The sequence below is a fragment of the Isoptericola sp. Y581 genome, from assembly GCF_059445475.1.
In genome coordinates this window covers 215,727-230,671 of sequence record NZ_JCAIUK010000003.1, presented here as the reverse complement: position 1 = coordinate 230,671, position 14,945 = coordinate 215,727, and the positions used below count along the sequence as shown (strand labels likewise).

The 14,945-nt window shown below is 72.5% G+C and carries 15 protein-coding genes; 2 read left to right on the top strand and 13 right to left on the bottom strand.

Annotated features, from left to right (window positions below):
- The first annotated feature begins 4 nt into the window (after positions 1-4).
- Positions 5-1,093 (top strand): DNA polymerase domain-containing protein, encoded by a 1,089-nt coding sequence (locus AC1C2W_RS07210; protein WP_495389406.1) that lies wholly within the window; start codon positions 5-7, stop codon positions 1,091-1,093.
- Between the two features lie 70 nt (positions 1,094-1,163).
- On the opposite strand, the gene AC1C2W_RS07205 is transcribed toward AC1C2W_RS07210, so the two are convergent.
- Together AC1C2W_RS07205 and AC1C2W_RS07200 are read right to left on the bottom strand one after the other, a co-directional pair.
- Positions 1,164-1,694: a dihydrofolate reductase family protein gene (locus AC1C2W_RS07205; RefSeq protein ID WP_495389407.1), complete on the bottom strand. Its 531-nt coding sequence runs from the start codon at positions 1,692-1,694 to the stop codon at positions 1,164-1,166.
- A 92-nt stretch (positions 1,695-1,786) separates the two neighbouring features.
- Positions 1,787-2,953, bottom strand: coding sequence for an ATP-dependent DNA ligase (locus AC1C2W_RS07200; protein WP_495412743.1), 1,167 nt, complete (start codon positions 2,951-2,953; stop codon positions 1,787-1,789).
- On the opposite strand from AC1C2W_RS07200, the gene AC1C2W_RS07195 reads away from it, so the two are divergent.
- Positions 2,952-3,095, top strand: coding sequence for a hypothetical protein (locus AC1C2W_RS07195; protein ID WP_495412742.1), 144 nt, complete (start codon positions 2,952-2,954; stop codon positions 3,093-3,095). The two genes, AC1C2W_RS07200 and AC1C2W_RS07195, sit on opposite strands and share 2 nt — an antisense overlap.
- An 81-nt stretch (positions 3,096-3,176) precedes the next feature.
- Here the strand turns inward: AC1C2W_RS07195 and AC1C2W_RS07190 are convergent, their stop codons facing one another.
- From AC1C2W_RS07190 to AC1C2W_RS07140, 11 genes are all read right to left on the bottom strand, one after another.
- Complete coding sequence (locus tag AC1C2W_RS07190) at positions 3,177-5,546, bottom strand: RelA/SpoT family protein (protein ID WP_495389410.1); 2,370 nt, start codon at positions 5,544-5,546, stop codon at positions 3,177-3,179.
- 53 nt (positions 5,547-5,599) lie between these two features.
- On the bottom strand, positions 5,600-6,148 hold the full coding sequence (locus AC1C2W_RS07185; RefSeq protein ID WP_495412875.1) for an adenine phosphoribosyltransferase: 549 nt from the start codon (positions 6,146-6,148) through the stop codon (positions 5,600-5,602).
- Positions 6,149-6,224: 76 nt separating this feature from the next.
- On the bottom strand, positions 6,225-7,322 hold the full coding sequence (secF, locus tag AC1C2W_RS07180; RefSeq protein WP_495412741.1) for a protein translocase subunit SecF: 1,098 nt from the start codon (positions 7,320-7,322) through the stop codon (positions 6,225-6,227).
- On the bottom strand, positions 7,322-9,451 hold the full coding sequence (gene secD, locus AC1C2W_RS07175) for a protein translocase subunit SecD (RefSeq protein ID WP_495412740.1): 2,130 nt from the start codon (positions 9,449-9,451) through the stop codon (positions 7,322-7,324). The genes secF and secD overlap by 1 nt, the downstream gene beginning before the upstream one ends.
- A gap of 119 nt (positions 9,452-9,570) precedes the next feature.
- Positions 9,571-10,008, bottom strand: a complete 438-nt coding sequence (gene yajC / locus AC1C2W_RS07170; RefSeq protein WP_495389413.1) for a preprotein translocase subunit YajC — start codon at positions 10,006-10,008, stop codon at positions 9,571-9,573.
- Positions 10,009-10,202: 194 nt separating this feature from the next.
- Positions 10,203-11,321 (bottom strand): Holliday junction branch migration DNA helicase RuvB, encoded by a 1,119-nt coding sequence (gene ruvB, locus AC1C2W_RS07165; RefSeq protein ID WP_495412739.1) that lies wholly within the window; start codon positions 11,319-11,321, stop codon positions 10,203-10,205.
- On the bottom strand, positions 11,305-11,925 hold the full coding sequence (ruvA, locus tag AC1C2W_RS07160) for a Holliday junction branch migration protein RuvA (protein ID WP_495389415.1): 621 nt from the start codon (positions 11,923-11,925) through the stop codon (positions 11,305-11,307). The genes ruvB and ruvA overlap by 17 nt, the downstream gene beginning before the upstream one ends.
- Before the next feature lie 124 nt (positions 11,926-12,049).
- The gene (ruvC, locus tag AC1C2W_RS07155; protein ID WP_495389416.1) at positions 12,050-12,640 is read right to left on the bottom strand and encodes a crossover junction endodeoxyribonuclease RuvC; all 591 of its coding nucleotides are present in this window, start codon (positions 12,638-12,640) and stop codon (positions 12,050-12,052) included.
- Between the two features lie 209 nt (positions 12,641-12,849).
- On the bottom strand, positions 12,850-13,611 hold the full coding sequence (locus AC1C2W_RS07150; RefSeq protein ID WP_495389417.1) for a YebC/PmpR family DNA-binding transcriptional regulator: 762 nt from the start codon (positions 13,609-13,611) through the stop codon (positions 12,850-12,852).
- A gap of 7 nt (positions 13,612-13,618) precedes the next feature.
- Positions 13,619-14,266, bottom strand: a complete 648-nt coding sequence (pdxT, locus tag AC1C2W_RS07145) for a pyridoxal 5'-phosphate synthase glutaminase subunit PdxT (RefSeq protein WP_495389418.1) — start codon at positions 14,264-14,266, stop codon at positions 13,619-13,621.
- Complete coding sequence (locus AC1C2W_RS07140; protein ID WP_495389419.1) at positions 14,263-14,868, bottom strand: NUDIX hydrolase; 606 nt, start codon at positions 14,866-14,868, stop codon at positions 14,263-14,265. The genes pdxT and AC1C2W_RS07140 overlap by 4 nt, the downstream gene beginning before the upstream one ends.
- Positions 14,869-14,945 lie beyond the last annotated feature (77 nt).

Sequence of the window (14,945 nt, the reverse complement as noted above, 5' to 3'; positions counted from 1 at the left end):
GCGCATGGCCTCCGCCGCTCCCGCCGTCGAGCTCGACGCCGCCGGCCGCTCCGTGCGCGTCACCAGCCCCGACCGCGTGGTCTTCCCCGAGCAGCCCGGGCGAGCCGGGGTCACCAAGCGCGAGCTCGTCGAGTACTTCCTTTCCGTCGGTGACGGCGTCCTCGGCGCGTTGCTGCACCGGCCGACCACCCTCGAACGGTGGCCCAAGGGGGTCTTCGAGGGGGCCGTGATGGCCACCCGCGCCGACAACCGGGGGGACGCCTTCTATCAGAAGCGCATCCCCAAGGGCGCGCCCGACTACGTCGAGACCGCCACCATCGCCTTCCCCAGTGGGCGTACCGCCGACGAGGTGGCGCCCACCGAGCTCGCCGTCGTCGCGTGGGCGGTCAATCTCGGCACGATCACCTTCCACCCCTGGCCGGTGCGCCGCGACGACGTCGAGGCCGTCGACCAGCTGCGCATCGACCTCGACCCGCAGCCGGGCACGTCGTTCGACGACGCCGCGGCGGTGGCGCCGCACCTGCGGGACCTGCTCGTCGAGCTGGGCCTTACCGGGTACCCGAAGACGTCCGGCGGGCGCGGCCTGCACGTCTTCGTGCCCCTGGCCCCGCGATGGTCCTTCCAGCAGGCGCGTCGCGCCACCATCGCGGTCGGCCGCGAGCTGGAGCGCCGCCTCCCGGAGCAGGTCACCACGAGGTGGTGGAAGGAGGAGCGCGGCGAGAAGATCTTCGTCGACTACAACCAGATGGCCCGCGACCGGACCATCGCGTCGGCGTACTCGGTGCGCCCGAACAAGCGCGCCACAGTCTCGACCCCGCTCGAGTGGGACGAGGTGAGCGACGTCCACCCGGACGACTTCGACGTCACCACCGTGCCGGTCCGCTTCGCCGAGCGCGGCGACCTCTTCGCGGCGCTGCGCGCGGACCGCGACCCGGAGCTCGACTGCTCCCTGGACGCCGCGCTCGACCTCGCCCGGCGCGACGAGGAGGAGCATGGCCTGGGCGACCTGCCCTACCCCCCGGAGTATCCCAAGCAGCCGGGCGAGCCCAAGCGCGTGCAGCCCAGCCGGGACAAGGACCGCAAGCGCACCTAACCGGCCGTTGTGGGCGCGAGACACGCCGTGATCGTTCGCCCGACATCGGCGTGTCTCGCGCCCACAACGCTCAGGCCTGCACGTAGCGCAGAAAGACCGATCCGTCGTCGAGCGGCACGCACTCCGCGCGCGTGAGGTCGGCCCGCATCCCGTCCGGCAGCAGCCGCAACCCATCCCCCACCACGTGGGGCACGACGCGCACGGTCATCTCGTCGAACAACCCGGCCCGCAGCGCCCCGGCCGCCGTCGTCGGCCCGGAGACCTCCACGACGCCTTCGGTCGCCGCCACGATCTCGACGAGCCGCCCCGTCGTGAGCCGGGGCTCGAGCGTGGTGCGCGGCGCGTCGACGTCCTCGAGGCTGTCGGAGCACACGACCTTGTCGATGCCGCGCCAGATCTCGGCGAACTCGTCCGCGACCTCGCTCTGCCCGGGCGGCCAGGTGTCCCACACGCGCATGGTCTCGAACATGCGCCGCCCCACGACGAACGTCCGCACGTCGCGGACGCGGTCGTTGATGAAGGCGTGCACGTCGTCGCTCGGAGCCCCCCAGTCGAACCCGCCGTCGCCGTCGGCGACGTAGCCGTCGAGCGAACAGCTCATCAATCCATATCTCAGTGTTCCCATGACCCCTTGACCCCGCCGGGCGCTCCGACTCATCGCTCCCTCCGCCGGTTGAGCTTGCGTCGTCAGGCTCAACCAGCGGCCGTACCCGGCGCTCCCGGCAGCAGGCCCGCCAGGTCGTAGCCGACGGGCTCCTCGAGCTGGGCGTAGGTGCACGACGCCGGGTCGCGGTCCGGCCGCCAGCGCTTGAATTGCGCGGTGTGCCGGAAGCGGGAGCCCTCCATGTGGTCGTACCCGACCTCGAGCACGCGCTCGACGCGCAGCGGAGTGAACGACAGGTCCTTCCCGGCGCTCCACCGCGACTGCGCCCCCGGGCGCCGCTCCCCCGCGCTCCCGTCGGCGACCGCCGGGTCCTGCCAGTCCGCCCACGGATGATCGGCGGCGGCCGGCGTACCGGGCTCGACGACGAGCGGGGCGAGCTCGGCGTGCAGCGCGGCCCGCCTGGCCGCCGGGAACGAGGCCGACACCCCGACGAACTGCAGGCGGCCGGCGTCGCCCGAGGTTCCTTCAGCGTCGTACAGGCCGAGCAGGAGCGAGCCGATCAGGGGGTAGTCGGGCGTCGACGTCTTGTGCAGCCGATAGCCGGCGAGGACGACGTCCGCGGTTCGGGCGTGCTTGATCTTCAGCAGCGCGCGCTTGTTCGGCTGGTAGGGGTCGTCGAGCCGCTTGGCGACCACGCCGTCCAGCCCGGCCCCCTCGAAGGCGGCGAACCATTCCCGCGCCACGTCGGCGTCCTCGGTACGCGGGGTCGCGTGCACCTGCGGCCCGTCGAGGCCGAGCCCGTCGAGCGCGGCGAGGCGCTCGCGCAGCGGCCGGGCAGACAGGTCGTCGTCGCCCAGCGCGAGGACGTCGAACACGACGAGGCTCGCGGGGGTCTCGGAGGCCAGCAGCCGCACCCGCGACTCGGCCGGGTGGATGCGCTGGCCCAGCGCATCGAAGTCCAGGTGGGCGGCCCCGGCGCCCTCGCCGGGGCAGGCGACGACGATCTCGCCGTCGATGACGCACCGGTCCGGGAGAGCCGCGCGCACGGCCTCGACGACGTCCGGGAAGTACCGCTGCATGGGCCGCGCGTTGCGGGAGTCGATGCGCACGTCGTCGCCGTCCCGGAACACCAGCGCGCGGAAGCCGTCCCACTTGGGCTCGTACACCCAGCCGGCCCCGTCGTCCGGCTGGTCGGGGACGCCGGGCACGGACTTGGCAAGCATGGGCAGCACCGGCGGCTCGAGCGGCAGCGTCATGCTGGCGAACCTACTCCGCGTGCCGCGCCGGCACCTCCTCGGCGGGCGACCCGCTCCGGGGGTCGCGGGTCAGCAGGACGCGCCCGCGGCGACGGACCCCACGGGGATGGCGAACGCCCGCCCCGAGCGCCGGCCGGAGTAGCTGACGATCGTGAGGCGGCGGCGCACCGGGCCGCCCCAGCGCACCGAGTCGCGCCACGCGAGCAGGCGCGCGTTGACGCGCTCAGGCGCCGGGAGCCTCCTGCGCCTGGTGCACCTCTGCGGCCTTCGTCCCCGTGATGCGGTAGACGTCGAACACGCCGTCCACCTTCCGCACCGCGGCGAGCACCTGCTGCAGGTGCCCTGGCTCCGCCATCTCGAAGACGAACTTCGAGATCGCGATCCGGTCCGTCGAGGTCGAGACCGTCGCCGACAGGATGTTCACGTGGTAGTCCGAGAGCACGCGCGTGACGTCGGACAGCAGCCGGGAGCGGTCGAGCGCCTCGACCTGGATCTGCACGAGGAACATCGTGTTGGCGCCGTTGGTCCAGCTCACGTCCACCATGCGCTCCGGCTGGGCCTGCTTCAGCTGATCGGCGTTGGCGCAGTCGGAGCGGTGCACGCTCACGCCCGCGCCGCGGGTCACGAAGCCGACGATCTCGTCGCCCGGCACCGGGGTGCAGCACTTGGCGAGCTTCACCCAGATGTCGTCGACGCCCTTGACGACCACGCCCGGGTCGCCGGTGCGGCCGCGACGCGACGCGCGCCCGGGACTCGCCATCTCGGCGGTGTCCTCCTCGGTGCCCTCCTCGCCCCCGAGCGACTTCACCAGCATGTCGACGACGTGCGGCGCCGAGACGTGGCCCTCGCCCACCGCCGCATAGAGGGCCGAGACGTCGGCGTACCGCATGTCGTTCGCCAGCCCGACGAGCGTCTCGTGGCTGAGCAGCCGCTGGATCGGCAGGTTCTGCTTGCGCATCGCCTTCGTGATGGCGTCCTTGCCCTGCTCGATCGCCTCCTCGCGCCGCTCCTTGGTGAACCACTGCCGGATCTTGTTGCGGGCGCGCGCGGACTTCACGAACGCGAGCCAGTCCCGCGACGGGCCGGCGGACTCCGCCTTCGACGTGAGGATGTCGACGGTGTCGCCGTTCTGGAGGGTCGAGTCCAGCGGCACCAGGCGGCCGTTCACCCGCGCGCCCATGGTGCGGTGACCCACCTCGGTGTGCACCGAGTACGCGAAGTCGACCGGCGTCGCGCCGGCGGGCAGCGCCATCACCTCGCCCTTCGGCGTGAAGACGTACACCTCCGCGCCGCCGATCTCGTAGCGCAGGGAGTCGAGGAACTCGCTCGGGTCCGCCGTCTCGCGCTGCCAGTCCACCAGCTGGCGCAGCCAGGCCATGTCGTTGGCCCGCGGGTCGTCCGTCGCGGCGGCCTTGTCCGCGCGCGCCACCTCCTTGTACTTCCAGTGCGCCGCGACGCCGTACTCCGCGCGGCGGTGCATGTCGTGCGTGCGGATCTGGATCTCGACGGGCTTGCCGCCCGGGCCCACGACCGTCGTGTGCAGCGACTGGTACATGTTGAACTTCGGCATCGCGATGTAGTCCTTGAACCGGCCCGGGACCGGGTTCCAGCGCGCGTGCAGCGCACCGAGCACCGCGTAGCAGTCCCGCACCGTGTCCACCAGGACGCGCGTGCCCACCAGGTCGTAGATCTCCGCGAAGTCGTGGCCGCGCACGATCATCTTCTGGTAGATCGAGTAGTAGTGCTTGGGCCGGCCGGTGACGGTGGCCTTGATCTTCGCGCTGCGCAGGTCGGCGGAGATCTGCTCGCGCACCACCGACAGGTACTCCTCGCGCGCCGGGGCGCGCTCCGCCACCAGGTGCACGATCTCGTCGTACACCTTGGGGTAGAGGGTCTGGAAGGACAGGTCCTCCAGCTCCCACTTGATCGTGTTCATGCCCAGGCGGTGCGCGAGCGGCGCGTAGATCTCGAGCGTCTCGCGCGCCTTGCGCTGCGCCGACGAGCCCGAGACGTACTTCCAGGTCCGGGCGTTGTGCAGGCGGTCCGCGAGCTTGATCACCAGCACGCGGATGTCCTTGGCCATCGCGACGACCATCTTGCGGACCGTCTCGGCCTGGGCCGCGTCGCCATACGTCACCTTGTCGAGCTTGGTGACGCCGTCCACGAGCATGGCGATCTCCTCGCCGTACTCACGGGTCAGCTCGTCGAGCCCGTAGTCAGTGTCCTCGACCGTGTCGTGCAGCAGTGCGGCCGCGAGGGTCGGGCCGTCGAAGCCCAGCTCCGCCAGGATGGTCGCCACCGCGACGGGGTGTGTGATGTACGGGTCGCCGGACTTGCGCTCCTGGCCCCGGTGACACCGCTCGGCCGTCGCGTACGCGCGCTCGAGGACCGACAGGTCGGACTTCGGGTGATTGGTGCGCACGGCCTGAAGCACCGGCTCCAGCGCCGGGGTCGTCGGCGGGGCGCCGCGGACGCCGAGCCGCACCAGCCGATTGCGCACGCGCTGCCCCGAGCCCTGACCTCGGCCGGGGGGCGTGGGGGTCGCAGGGCCCTGCGGCGTGGCGGCGCGCACGACTTTGGTCTCGTCGCTCATCTGCGCCTCCTTCCGCAACCACCGCGGTGTTCCCGTCGGCCGGGACGGCAAGTCTACGACTCCACGCGCAGCAGGGCCTCGACCGTACGGCCTGGCAGCCGGTCGCGTCCGCCCAGGCCGGCGAGCTCGAGCAGGAACGCGAGGGCGACCACCTGGCCCCCGGAACGCTCCACCAGCTCCGCTGCCGCGCGCGCCGTGCCGCCCGTCGCGAGCACGTCGTCGACAAGAAGAACACGCGCACCCGCCTCGAGTGTTCCCGTGCGCAGCTCGATCGCGGCCGAGCCGTACTCCAGCTCGTAGGAGACCGTCTCGACGGGCGGCGGCAGCTTGCCCGCCTTGCGCAGCGGCAGGAATCCCACGCCAAGGCGCGTCGCGAGCGGGGCGCCGAAAAGGAACCCGCGCGCCTCCATGCCGGCGACGACGTCCACCCCGCCGTCGGCGTCGACCAGCCGGGCGAACGCCTCCACGACGTCGGCCAGGGCGCGGCCGTCGGCGAGCAGGGGCGTGATGTCCCGGAAGACGACGGGCGGGTGCGGGTAGTCGGGCACGTCGCGGATCAGCTGCCGGATCTCGGCGGCCCGCCCCGCGCCCAGGCCGCGCAGTCCGTCGAGGACGATGTCGTCGGCTGCGCCGCCCTGCGGTGCGGGGCCGGGCCCTGTCGTGTCGCCCACCCCGGGCTCAGTCGCCGCGCTTGCGGCGCGGCTGGGCCCGGTTGCCCTGGTGCTGACCCGGGATGAGCTGGGCGGAGCCGGTCGCGTACGCCTCGACCTCGGCCTCGTGCCCGCCCTCGGCGACCATCCCGGCCCGGCCCTCGAGTACCGACTTCGTGTGCGCGGCGATCTTCGGCTCGCGCTCACGCAGCGCGACGTCGAGCGGCGTCGCCAGGAAGAGCGAGGAGACCGCGCCGACGGCGATGCCGACGGAGAGCGACAGCGACAGGTCGCGGAGCGTGCCGGCCCCCAGGAGGAACGCCCCCACGAAGAGGATGCTCGCCACCGGCAGCAGCGCCACCACGGACGTGTTGATCGATCGCACCAGCGTCTGGTTGACCGCCAGGTTCGCCCGCTCCGCATAGGTGCTGCGGGTCTGCGTGAGCACGTCGGCCGTGTTCTCGCGCACCTTGTCGAAGACGACCATCTTGTCGTACAGCGAGAAGCCCAGGATGGTCAGGAAGCCGATGATCGTGGACGGCGTGACCTCCCAGCCGATGGCCGCGTACACGCCGGCCGAGATGAGCAGGTCGGCGAGCATCGCGACGATCGCGGCGACCGACATTCGCCAGGCGCGGAAGTACACGGCCATGAAGAGCGCCGCCGCCACCACGAACACCACGGTGCCCCAGAGTGCCCGCATGGAGACGCCGGCGCCCCAGGTCGGGCCGACGAACGACGTGCCCACCGCGGACTCGTCGACGCCGTACGCCTCGGCGAGACCCGTGACGAGCGCGGCCTCCTGCTCGTCGGTCACCTGCTCGGTCTGCACCCGCACGGCCGACCCGCCGACGACGGCGACCCGCGGCTCGTCGTCGGACAGCACCTCGTGCACGACGTCGATCGCCGGCTGCTGCTCGGTCGACGCCACGTCGTTGACCGTGAGCTCGGTGCCCCCACGGAAGTCGATGCCCAGCGCAAGCCCCTGGATCACGATCACCGCGATCGACACCAGGGCGAGGATCCCCGAGATCGTGAACCAGCGCCGACGGCGCTGCACGATCGGGTAGGACCGACGGCCCGTGTACAGGTCGTTGCCCCACTGGGCGAAGTTCATGCCGGCCATCAGCGGCTCTCCTCGTTCTCGCCGGTCGCCGAGGGCGACGTGCCGTCCTCAGGACCCGCTTGGCTGCCGGGATTGCCGCCGGGATCCGTCCCCGACTCGGCCGCCCGGCGTTCCGCCGCGCGCCGCTCCGCGATCGTCAGCCGCCGGCCCGAGGCATCCGTGGCGGGCGCCGCGGCCACCCGGGCGCCGCTGCGCGCGGGCTCCCGCTCAGGCTCCGTGCCCTCGACCGCCGGGGCCTCGGCCACCGCGGACCCAGAGGCCTCGTCCGGCGTCGCCGCCGTGTCCCTCGCGGCGGGCTCCGCCGCGCGGACGCGTCCCGCACCCACGTACCGCGGCCCGGAGCCGACGCGCAGCCGCTCGGCAGACAGGCCCGACCATCGGTGGCCGTCGCGGAAGAACGGGATCTTGGTGAGGACCTCCATCATCGGGTGCGTGAACCAGAAGACGACCGCCACGTCGATGATCGTCGTCAGACCCAGCGTGAAGGCGAAGCCCTGCACGCCGCCGACGGCGAGGAAGTACAGGATGACCGCGGAGATCAGGTTGACGGCCTTGGCGGCGAGCACCGTGCGCCGCGCGCGGGCCCAGCCCCGCTCCACGGCGTAGGACAGAGTTCTCCCGTCGCGTATCTCGTCACGGATGCGTTCGAAGTACACGATGAACGAGTCCGCCGTGAACCCGATCGCGACGATCAGGCCGGCCACGCCCGCGAGCGAGAGCCGATAGCCCATCCCCCAGGACAGCAGGGCGATCGAGAGGTACGTGATCGCGCCGGCGACCACCAGCGACGCCACCGTGAGCAGACCGAGCGTGCGGTACTGCATCAGCGAGTACACGACCACCAGCGCGAGGCCGATGAGGCCGGCGATCAGGCCGTTGCGCAGCTGCTCGGAGCCGAGGGTCGCGGAGATCTCCTCCTGGCTCTGCACGTCGAACTGGATCGGCAGCGCGCCGAAGCTCAGCTGGTTGGCCAGCGTCGCGGCCGTCTCGCGCGTGAAGCTGCCCGAGATCTGCGCCTGCCCGTCGGCGATCGGCGTGCTCACCGACGGGGCGGAGACGACGAGCCCGTCGAGCACGATGGCGAACTGGTTGCGGGGCTCCTCGAGGGTCGAGATCCGCGTGGTGGTCTCACGGAACTCCTTGGCGCCCTCGCCGTCGAAGTCGAGGAAGACGCCCCACTCGTTGGTGGTGGTGCCGTTCGGCCCGGGCACGAGGCCGGAGCTCGCGGAGGAGATGTGTGTGCCGTCGACCTCCATCGGGCCGAGGATGTACTTCACCGCCCCGTCCTCGCCGCAGGTGACCAGCACCGAGTCCGGGTCGTCCCCGCCGCCGCCCTTGAGGTTCGCGGGGTCGGTGCAGTCGAGCGCCTCGAACTGCTCCTGCACCTCGGGCGTGATCTGTGCGAGATCGCTCGGGTCGGCGGCCGCGGCGTCGTCGCCCTCGGTGGTCGTCGGCGACGGCTCCGGCTCCTCGGCCGCGTCCCCGCCCGACGTCGCCGTCGCGGTCGGCGCTTCCGTCGGGTCGGTGTCGGCCGGCAACGAGAGCGGCGCGCCGGCACCCTTGCCGTTCGGGCTCGTGTCCGCGGCGTCGTCGCCCGCGGCGTCGTCGCCCGCAGCGTCGTCGCCCGCGGCGTCGTCGCCTGCAGCGTCCTCGCTCGGCGACGGGCTGGCCGACGGGTCCTCGCTGGGCTCCTGGATCGGGGTGCCGGCCGCATAGGTCAGCACGGGGCGGAAGCGCATCTGGGCCGGCTGCGAGACGAGGTCGATGGTCTCCTGCGACACCTCGCCGGGGATGCCGACGACGATGTTGCCCGAGCCCTGGCTCGTGATCTCGGCTTCGCTGACGCCCGAGGAGTCGATGCGCTGCCGGATGACGTTGATCGACTCCTGCACGGTCTCCGACGTCACGTCGGAGCCGTCCGTGGACACCGGCGTCAGGACGATCTGCGTGCCGCCCTGCAGGTCGAGCGCCAAGCCCGGGGCAAAGCTCGCGCCGTCGGGGTCGTCAGCCGTCTTGGGGCTGAAGAAGACGCCGGAACCGAGCGCGATGAAGGGCAGGACGATCGTCAGGATCGTGAAGACCACGAGGGTGCGTGCCGGACGCGACCGCTTCGTGCGTGAGTTCGCCAACTTCTGTCTCTTCCCGTCTGCGCGCCGGTGGGTCGACGCGTGATGGCGCCGGCCGGGATCACCCCGACCGGCGCGGTGTCAGTCGAGCGGGCGCGAGCGCCCGCCGTCGCGTGTCACTGCTACTTGTTGCCGGTCTCGCCCTCGTCGCGACGCTGCTGGTCCCGGTACTCCCGCTGCGCGGTGTCCAGGCTCGACAGGTCGTCGGGGACGTCGACGTGATCGGCGCCGGAGGTGATCGTACCGGTCTCGGCGTCGTCGCTTGTGACGTCCGTCTCGTCAGCGGCGTCAACGGCGTCGTCCACCGGCGTGTCGACACGCTTGGCGATCGCGGCACGCAGCCAGCGGGACCGGTTGCCAGGCGTGGACTCGATGGTGACGGTGTCGTTCGCCTCGTCGATCTCCACGACCGTGCCGAACTGGCCCGAGCCGGTCATGACCTCCTGGCCCGGCGCGAGCTGCGACCGGAACTCGGCCTGCTGCTTCTGCTGCTTGCGCGTCCGCGAGCTCATGAAGAACATGAGGCCCGCGAGGACCACGAAGAGGATGATGAGTTCCACGGAGCGTCCTTGTCTGTCACTGCCCGCCCATGGCGGGCGTCTGGGGCGCGCCGGTCGACGCGCCATGCGCAGGGGTCTGCGCACACGGGACCAACGAGCATGGCGCCCGTCGAGTTCCACACACCGACCGTCGATGGTCGGTGCCTCACCCAGTCTAGGCGGTCGACGGCCACCCGCCGACGCGCGGCCCCGGTTTAGTCCGCCGGGTCGGCCCGGCCGCCCGCCCGGCCGCCCTCGGTGTCGTCGAAGTGCGTGCCCGACACGGCCGCGCCCCAGGCACCGGGCGGGGGCGTGAGGCCGAGGTGCTCCCACGCGGCGGGTGTCGCGACCCGGCCGCGCGGAGTCCGGCCCAGGAGGCCCTCACGCACCAGGTACGGCTCGGCGACGGTCTCCACCGTGTCCGGCTCCTCCCCGACCGTCATCGCCAGCGTGCCCAGGCCCACCGGGCCGCCGCCGAACCGGCGGCACACGGCGTCCAGGACGGAGCGGTCGAGCCGGTCCAGGCCGATCAGGTCGACCTCGTAGACCTCGAGCGCGGCGCGCGCCGCCCGGAGGTCCAGGCCGCCGTCCCCGCGCACCTGGGCCCAGTCGCGCACCCGGCGCAGCAACCGGTTCGCGACGCGGGGCGTACCGCGCGAGCGACCGGCGATCTCGTGCGCCGCGGCGTGCTGGATGTCGACGCCCATCAACCCTGCCGAGCGGATGATGACGCGCTCGAGCTCGGCCGCGTCGTAAAAGTCCAGGTGGCCGGTGAAGCCGAAGCGGTCGCGCAGCGGCGCGGGCAGCAGGCCCGACCGGGTCGTGGCGCCCACCACGGTGAACGGCGGCAGCGCCAGCGGGATCGCGCTGGCCCCGGCGCCCTTGCCGACCACCACGTCGACCCGGAAGTCCTCCATCGCCACGTACAGCAGCTCCTCGGCGGGCCGGGCAAGGCGGTGGATCTCGTCGATGAACAGCACCTCGCCCTCCTCGAGCGAGGACAGCACCGCGGCCAGGTCGCCCGCGTGCTGGATCGCCGGGCCGCTGGTGACCCGCATCGGCGTGCCGAGCTCGGCGGCGATGATCATGGCGAGCGTCGTCTTGCCGAGCCCCGGTGGCCCGGAGAGGAGCACGTGGTCGGGTGCGGCGTCCCGGGCCAGTGCCGCCTGCAGCACCAGGGAGAGCTGATCGCGCACCACCCGTTGGCCGACGAACTCGTCGAGCTTCTTGGGCCGCAGCGCCGCCTCGGCGGCCCGCTCGACGTCGTCGGCCGACGAGGTGACGAGCCGCTCGCCGCCGTATTCGGGTTCGAGCGGCTCAGCCACGGCGGCCACCGAGCGACTGCAGGGCCGCCCGCAGCGTCGCCGCCACGTCGACCGGGCCCTCGTCGTCCTGCTCCGCGAGCACCCGGTCGACCGTGTCCTGGGCCACCTTGGCGGCCCATCCCAGGCCCACCAACGCCTCGACCACCTGGTCCCGCGCAGTGTCTCCCCCGCCCACGGGCGCGACGTCGGCCACCGCGCCGGCGGCACCACTGGGCGCGCCCAACTTGCCGGTCAGCTCGAGCACGAGGCGCTGGGCGCTCTTGGGGCCGACGCCGGGGATCCGGCGCAGCGCCGCCAGGTCCTCCGACGCGACGGCCCGGCGCAGGGCGTCGGGGGTCAGCACGGCGAGCATCGCCAGGGCGATCCGCGGCCCGACGCCCGAGACCGACTGCGCGGTCTCGAAGACCTCGCGCTCGTCGGCGTCCGCGAACCCGAACACCGTCATCGAGTCCTCGCGGACCACGAGCGTCGTGTGCAGCTGCGCACGCTCACCCGGGCGCAACCCGGCGAGCGTGCCCGGGGTGGCGTGCACGAGGTAGCCCACCCCGCCCACGTCGAGCACGGCCCGCTCCAGCGTCACGTGCGTGACCGTGCCGGTCAGGGAGGCGATCACCGTTGTCCTTTCGTCGAGCAGGGCCGTCCGTCGAACACCCGTACGAGGCGCCACTGTAACAACCGGCGCCGACGCCCCCACCCACGACACGAGTGCCGGCCCGCCATCGACGGGAGCGCCGCGGTCAGCGCGGGGTGCGGGACGGCGCCCCGCGGTGGGAGCCCTTGCGGGCCGTCTGCTCGGCCGCCGCCCACGCGCGCTGCGCGGGGGTGAGCTCGTGCCGCTCCCCGCCCTGCAGGGCTCCTGCCGGCCGCCACAGGTGCGTGACGGCGAGGGCGAGCGCGTCGGCGGCGTCGGCCGGTCGCGGCAGCTCGTCCAGGCCCAGGATGCGCGCGATCATGCGCTGCACCTGCTCCTTGCCCGCCCGGCCGGAGCCGGTCACCGCGGCCTTGACCTCGCTCGGGGTGTGCATCGCCACCGGGATGCCGCGCCGTGCGGCCGCGACCATCGCCAGCCCCGCCACCTGGGCCGTGCCCATGACCGTGCCGAGGTTGTGCTGGGCGAAGACCCGCTCGACCGCGACGACATCGGGCACATGCCGGTCCAGCCACTCCTCGAGCCCGGACGCGACGTGCAGCAGCCGCAGGTCGACGCTCGAGGCCGGGTCGCTGCCCACGACGCCCACGTCGACGAGCCGCGCCCGCCGCCCCGGCAGCGAGTCGACGACACCGACACCGCACCGGGTCAGCCCCGGATCCACCCCCAGCACGCGCACGTCGTCACCTTCTCACGCAGGTCGCCGAGGTAGTCCCAGATTCGCCGAGGTAGTTCGAAATTCCGCGAGATAGTTCGATCCTCGGCGAGGTAGTGCGCCATCTTGCGGTCTGCGAACTACCTCGCGGAATTTCGAACTACCTCGGCGAATCAGGGACTACCTCGCCGCGGGGGCGGCGGGGTGGGGGGTGGGGGACGTGTCGGGAGTGGTCAGTCCTCTTCGTCGAGCGCCGCCATGACCTCGTCGGAGGCGTCGAAGTTGGCGTAGACGTTCTGCACGTCGTCGCTGTCCTCGAGCGCGTCGATGAGGCGCAGGATCTTGCGCGCGCCCTCGACGTCGACCTCGACCTCCATGGACGGGTGCCACACGGAGTCGGCGGAGTCGTACTCGATGCCCGCCTCCTGGATCGCGGTGCGCACGGCAACGAGGTCGGTGGCCTCGCAGAGGACCTCGATGAACTCGCCCTCGTCGCTGACGTCCTCGGCGCCGGCATCGAGCGCCGCGAGCATGACGTCGTCCTCGGTGACGCCCTCGGCCTTGGGCACGACGACAAGACCCTTGCGGGAGAACAGGTACGACACCGAGCCCGGCTCGGCGAGGTTGCCGCCGTTGCGGCTGAACGCGAGGCGCACCTCGGAGGCGGCACGGTTCTTGTTGTCGGTGAGGCACTCGACGAGGACGGCGATGCCGTTCGCCCCGTAGCCCTCGTACATGATCGTCTGGTAGTCGACGGCGTCGGCGCCCTCGCCGGAGCCGCGCTTGAGCGCGCGCTCGATGTTGTCGTTCGGGACCGACGACTTCTTGGCCTTCTGGACGGCGTCGAACAGCGTGGGGTTGCCCGCCAGGTCACCGCCCCCGGTGCGCGCGGCGACCTCGATGTTCTTGATCAGCTTCGCGAAGAGCTTGCCGCGCTTGGCGTCGATCGCAGCCTTCTTGTGCTTGGTCGTGGCCCACTTGGAGTGACCTGACATGCGCTCCCTAACTCCTTCGCGATGCTTGGACGAGCCGGACGAACAGCCCGTGCACCCGCGCATCCCCCGTGATCTCCGGGTGGAAGGCGGTGGCGAGCAGCCGTTCCTGACGTGCTGCGACGATCTTACCGGCGGCCGCGCCCACCGTGGAGCCGTCCGCCCAACGGTCGGGCATCCGGGCCAGCACCTCGACGTCGGGGCCGGCCGACTCGACCCAGGGCGCCCGGATGAACGCGGTGCGCACAGGGACGCCGTCCGGCACGTCGGAGATGCCCGAGACCTGCAGGTCCGCCTCGAACGAGTCGACCTGCCGGCCGAAGGCGTTGCGTCGCACCACGACGTCCATGCCGCCGAGGGTGCGCTGGTCGGCGGTGCCGCCCTCGATGCGGTCCGCGAGCAGGATCATTCCCGCGCACGACCCGAAGACGGGCAGCCCCTGCCCGATCGCGCGGCGCAGGGGGTCGGCGAGCTCGAACAGCCGCAGCAGCTTGTCGATGGTGGTCGACTCCCCGCCGGGTAGCACGAGCCCGTCGACGGCCTCGAGCTCGGCGGGGCGGCGCACTCGGACGGCCCGGGCCCCGGCGGACTCGAGGGCGGAGGCGTGCTCGCGCACGTCGCCCTGCAGGGCGAGCACCCCGATCGTGGGTGCGCTCACCAGCGATCCTCCGGGATCTCGACCTGCGGTTCCTGAGCCTGTCGAAGGGCGACCGGCGAGGTGGGCTCGTCGTCGTACTGCGTGCCCAGGTGGCGCACCGTGCCGTCCCAGCCGCGGGCGAGGGCGTCGACGACGTCCGGCAGCACGGTCGGGAAGACCTCGCGTGTCTCGGCGCGCAGCTCCGCGGTCGTGAGCCAGCGCATCTCGTCCAGGACGTCGCGCTCCACCGGTGTCCACCCGGCGTCGGTCGGCTCGTGGCCGCCGTCGACCCGCGCGACGAAGAAGACCTCGTCCTGACGGCAGGTCTCGGCGAAGAACCGGAAGATCCCCGCGCGGGTGGCCACCGGGCCCACCAGGTCGTCGGGGGTGAGCTCCAGGCCGGCCTCCTCGCGCACCTCGCGCAGCGCGGCCTCGACCTCGCTCTCGCCCGGGTCGATCCCGCCGCCGACGGTGAACCACCACGACCGCTCGGGTTGGTCAGCGTCGTGCCCGCGCACCAGCAGCACGCGGTCCGCCTCGTCGAGCAGGATCACGCGGGCCGCACGACGGTGCTTGAGGCCGTCCGGCCCGGTGACCCAGTCGTCGCCGAGGGGCGGCGTCACCAGCCCCGCTCCGCCAGGCGCACGGGCGCCGGCTCGGCCTCGACGTCGATGCCGTGGTTCACGACTGACGGGGAACG

Bases quoted from the DNA above. Each gene is read 5' to 3' on its own strand.
- AC1C2W_RS07200 (WP_495412743.1), bottom strand. From the start codon at position 2,953: ATGACGCTGCCGCTCGAGCCGCCGGTGCTGCCCATGCTTGCCAAGTCC.
- secF (WP_495412741.1), bottom strand. From the start codon at position 7,322: ATGGCCGGCATGAACTTCGCCCAGTGGGGCAACGACCTGTACACGGGC.
- AC1C2W_RS07205 (WP_495389407.1), bottom strand. From the start codon at position 1,694: ATGAGCTGTTCGCTCGACGGCTACGTCGCCGACGGCGACGGCGGGTTC.
- AC1C2W_RS07150 (WP_495389417.1), bottom strand. From the start codon at position 13,611: ATGTCAGGTCACTCCAAGTGGGCCACGACCAAGCACAAGAAGGCTGCG.
- AC1C2W_RS07210 (WP_495389406.1), top strand. From the start codon at position 5: ATGGCCTCCGCCGCTCCCGCCGTCGAGCTCGACGCCGCCGGCCGCTCC.
- AC1C2W_RS07190 (WP_495389410.1), bottom strand. From the start codon at position 5,546: ATGAGCGACGAGACCAAAGTCGTGCGCGCCGCCACGCCGCAGGGCCCT.
- AC1C2W_RS07195 (WP_495412742.1), top strand. From the start codon at position 2,952: ATGCTGGCGAACCTACTCCGCGTGCCGCGCCGGCACCTCCTCGGCGGG.